The 3,386-nt window shown below is 55.8% G+C and carries 3 protein-coding genes and 1 pseudogene; 2 read left to right on the top strand and 2 right to left on the bottom strand.

Translation table 11 applies throughout. The features are described 5' to 3' along the window. Window positions 1–145 precede the first annotated feature (145 nt). Window positions 146–991 carry an ABC transporter permease gene (locus PPL9_RS04380; protein ID WP_057461507.1) on the top strand — a complete coding sequence of 282 codons (846 nt, stop codon included), beginning with the start codon at window positions 146–148 and terminating at the stop codon, window positions 989–991. Continuing rightward, the gene (locus PPL9_RS04375; protein ID WP_057461506.1) at window positions 978–2,477 is read left to right on the top strand and encodes an ATP-binding cassette domain-containing protein; all 1,500 of its coding nucleotides are present in this window, start codon (window positions 978–980) and stop codon (window positions 2,475–2,477) included. Before PPL9_RS04380 ends, PPL9_RS04375 begins: the two co-directional genes overlap by 14 nt. Before the next feature lie 38 nt (window positions 2,478–2,515). Here PPL9_RS04375 and PPL9_RS04370 read toward each other — a convergent pair whose 3' ends face one another. Together PPL9_RS04370 and PPL9_RS31090 are read right to left on the bottom strand one after the other, a co-directional pair. Beyond that, on the bottom strand, window positions 2,516–3,067 hold the full coding sequence (locus PPL9_RS04370) for a gamma-glutamylcyclotransferase (protein ID WP_057461505.1): 552 nt from the start codon (window positions 3,065–3,067) through the stop codon (window positions 2,516–2,518). A gap of 80 nt (window positions 3,068–3,147) precedes the next feature. Beyond that, window positions 3,148–3,386: pseudogene (locus tag PPL9_RS31090) on the bottom strand (M23 family peptidase); the annotation flags it as partial.

Here is a 3,386-nt window from a genome sequence, read left to right as displayed (position 1 = left end):
ACAGGGCACTTGATTTATAACGCTATTTTGGATCGTGACTACGTTTTGTTGCAGGGTGCGGTTATCGTTATGGCTGGTTTGGTTCTGCTGCTGAACTGGGTCATTGATGCTGTCGCAACAAGCCTGGCGCGTAGAGGGTGATCTCATGCTTGGTTATTGGTCACCTATCACACAAAGTGCCGGTTTCATTTCACGGGGAGCGATTGCTGCCTCGGCTGTGCTGGTTATGGCAGGCTTCGCGCTGTCAGAAAGTTTGCCTCATTACAAAACCAGCCCTGATGTTTTGCAGGCCCCGAGCATGGCGCACTGGCTTGGCACCAATGGGATTGGGCAGGATGTTTTTGTCGGCCTTGTAAGAGCTGCTCCAATCACGGTGTTTCTTGCTCTCATCACAGCTACTGCGGCGCTGGTGCTGGCTTTGGCTGCGTCCAGTCTGGCTGCGTTTGGCGGGCCGCGCATACGCAGTGCGGTCTTGCGACTGGTGGACGTGCTGCAGGTGATCCCGTCCATCCTGTTGCTGCTGTTGTTGGCGGCCTGGATACAACCCGGTTTCCTTGGGCTTGTCGTGCTTTTGTCGCTGACTGGCTGGCATGAGGATGTGCGCGTTGCCCTGCCGATTTTGCTGCGGGAGCTGACCCGCGAGAACGTGCATTTTGCGCGGCGGATGGGGGCCAGTCGTAGATACTGTCTGCGCCACCACATCCTACCCGCGATCTGGCCCGCAATCGTTGGTTTGTTTTTGCAAAATGTACGGCAGGCAGCCCTCAAAACTGCCGGTTTCGGGTTTTTAGGACTGACTGATCCAAGGCTGCTGACCTGGGGCAGTATGATACAGGATTCAATGGACTATCTTTATACGGATGCATGGCTCTGGCTCTTGCTTCCGCCAGCGGGTGCGCTTTCACTGTTTCTCGTTGGCATTTTGATTATTGGTGAAGGCTACATGTCAAACGGCAGCCTCAACGGAAGGGAACATCATGATCCGCGTTGAGCAGCTTAATCTTTACTACGGTCGACAGCCCTTGCTTGAAGATGTCTCTTTTGAGATCCACAAAGGGCAAACTCTGGCGGTCATCGGAGAACCCGGCGGTGGCAAGACGAGCCTCGCCCGCTCTCTCATGGGTCTCATTCAAGGGCGCCGGTTGGCAGAAGATGAACAGCCCTTAGCCTCCAGTTATTTCAGCTGGAATGGAGAGGCCTGGCTGGGAGACATGAATGTCCTGCGCTCGTCACGCGCACAATTGCAAGGCATGCGGGGATGTTCTGCAGGTCTGATCGTGCAAGCGCTGTCGGATGCATTAAACCCTCATTTGACCGTCCTGCAACATGTGCAGGAGATGCTGCAGGCACATGGGCTTTATGAGCGGGATGCACTTGAGGAATGTGCCAGAGGGAATATTCCAGAGCGTCTTTTACATCGTTATCCCTCAGCTCTGAGCGGCGGCGAAATTCAGCGTGTTCTGACGGTGCTTGCTCTGGCGAACTCGCCTGAGTTTTTGATCATGGACGAGCCGACCGCCGCGTTGGACAGTTTCAATCGGGAAATCGCCATTCGCTCGTTTCAGGCTGGGAGTGAGGACCGCTGCCAGATGCTGATCACGCACGATATTGAACTGGCACGCCGTCTGGCAAGCCATGTGGCTGTGCTGCGCAAAGGCAGATTGACTGAGATCGGGACAGCTGAAGAGGTGCTCGACAGACCACGCAGCATCTACACCCAGCAATTGCTGAAACTGAGGCGAAACGCGCATAACTCAGCCCCGATCCTGGCAAGTGGAGAAGGGGGGTATCCGGAGTTGGAGGCACGTAGTGGTCATGGATTGACCCTTGATAAACTGCATCACAGCTTTGATGGAAGAGCCTTGCTCTCCAACGTTTCAGCATTCGTGCCGGCAGGCCGGTGTCTTGCGATTTTGGGGGGAAGTGGGAGCGGAAAAACCACGCTTGCGCGGTTGTTGAGCGGTTATGAAACTGTGCAGGACGGCTTTGTTTATTGGCAGAACGAGGAAGGGCGCGCCAAGTCCGTGGTGGCGTTGATACCACAGCACCCGCACCGCGCCATGGCCTGTCATTTTACGGTCTATGAGGTCCTGAAAGAAGCGCTGATGCTGTCTGGTGGAGATCAGTCTGAACTCACGCGGTTGCTGGAGCGGGTTGGGTTGCCGACGGATTCAGACTTCCTGCGCCGCAAAACCAGAAAGCTCTCTGGCGGTGAAGCGCAGCGATTGGTGATTGCGCGGGCGTTGGCGACCCGACCTCAGTGTCTGGTGGCTGATGAACCCACCTCAGCGCTGGACATGCAGGCGCGCAGTCAGGTGCTGGAAATCCTGCGCAGTGTGATGCGCAACAAGAAGATGGCTCTGGTGCTTTTCACCCACGATCACGCCGCCGCCCGCTCGCTGGCAGACAAGGTCTGTCATTTGGAGCAGGGCGAACTCATCTGCACCCAAGCGCCGGAAACGAACGCTGCAAGCTGAAAAGAAGACCAGCACGTTTTGGCAACGTGCTGGTTTGCTTAGGCTGGGGCTGCTGCAGCAGACCGTATCGAGCGCACGCGGTCTGAGAGCCAGTCCAGGTCCGGGTCTGCGATGCCCAGCTCTGTCAGGTGGTCTGCTGTGTTCCAGAGGTAGTCACAGTTCGGGCCGCGTTCGCCAGCAGCTGTCGCGATGATCTGAGCTTGTTCTTCGGCGTTAAACTGGCCGTATTGCTCATGCTCGCGGTTGACCACATAGGTGAGCGCCTCAACCTCGCGGCCATCCTGCAGTTTAAGTGTGGTGATGATTTCTCTATACGCGGGATTGAACAGCTCTCGTTTGCGTAAGTCTTCCAGCACCTTCTCTTGCCCATCACGGGGAATGCCCAAAGCCACACCGCTGCAATAAGCATCGGGTGCTGCATCCAACGCCAGAACCAGGCCGTGTTTTTCAAATGTGCCGCGGTAGCGCAGGGAGCACAGGCAGAACCGGCGTTTCCAGCCATCAAGACGAGCGGGTACTTGCTCAACGGGTTCAAAGCCGGGGTGCCAGATGAGTGAGCCGTAGCCAAAGACCCAGAGAATATCTTTCATTTCTTTTCCCTTTTCAGGAGAACATTGAAAAGCACAAAGGGCACCGTGAAAGGCGCCCTTTGTGATCAAATCACAGCTGATCAATCCATAATCAATTGATAGGACGCCACGAGACTGGTGTAAGGCGGCAGGAATACTGACTTTGGTTCTCCGTTCAGCAGCACCGTGTCTTTTGCATCGAAATGCAGATGGATCGGCAACGGCCCGAGCCAGTTGTTGGAGATCTTGCCAATGCGGTTGCCGCGGACAATCTTGTCCATTGGCTTCACCTGCAGAGTGGCCATGTCCAGATGCACATAGCGGTACAGCGTGCCGGTGG

Origin of the sequence: Pseudovibrio sp. POLY-S9 (genome assembly GCF_001431305.1) — a bacterium.
Taxonomy (GTDB): Bacteria; Pseudomonadota; Alphaproteobacteria; order Rhizobiales; family Stappiaceae; genus Pseudovibrio.
Note: the sequence above shows the minus strand (reverse complement) of the source record. Positions and strands in the feature narration are given on the sequence as shown.

Excerpts from the sequence above, each read along its gene's own strand:
- PPL9_RS04380 (WP_057461507.1), top strand. The coding sequence starts at position 146 with ATGCTTGGTTATTGGTCACCTATCACACAAAGTGCCGGTTTCATTTCA.
- PPL9_RS04375 (WP_057461506.1), top strand. The coding sequence starts at position 978 with ATGATCCGCGTTGAGCAGCTTAATCTTTACTACGGTCGACAGCCCTTG.
- PPL9_RS04370 (WP_057461505.1), bottom strand. The coding sequence starts at position 3,067 with ATGAAAGATATTCTCTGGGTCTTTGGCTACGGCTCACTCATCTGGCAC.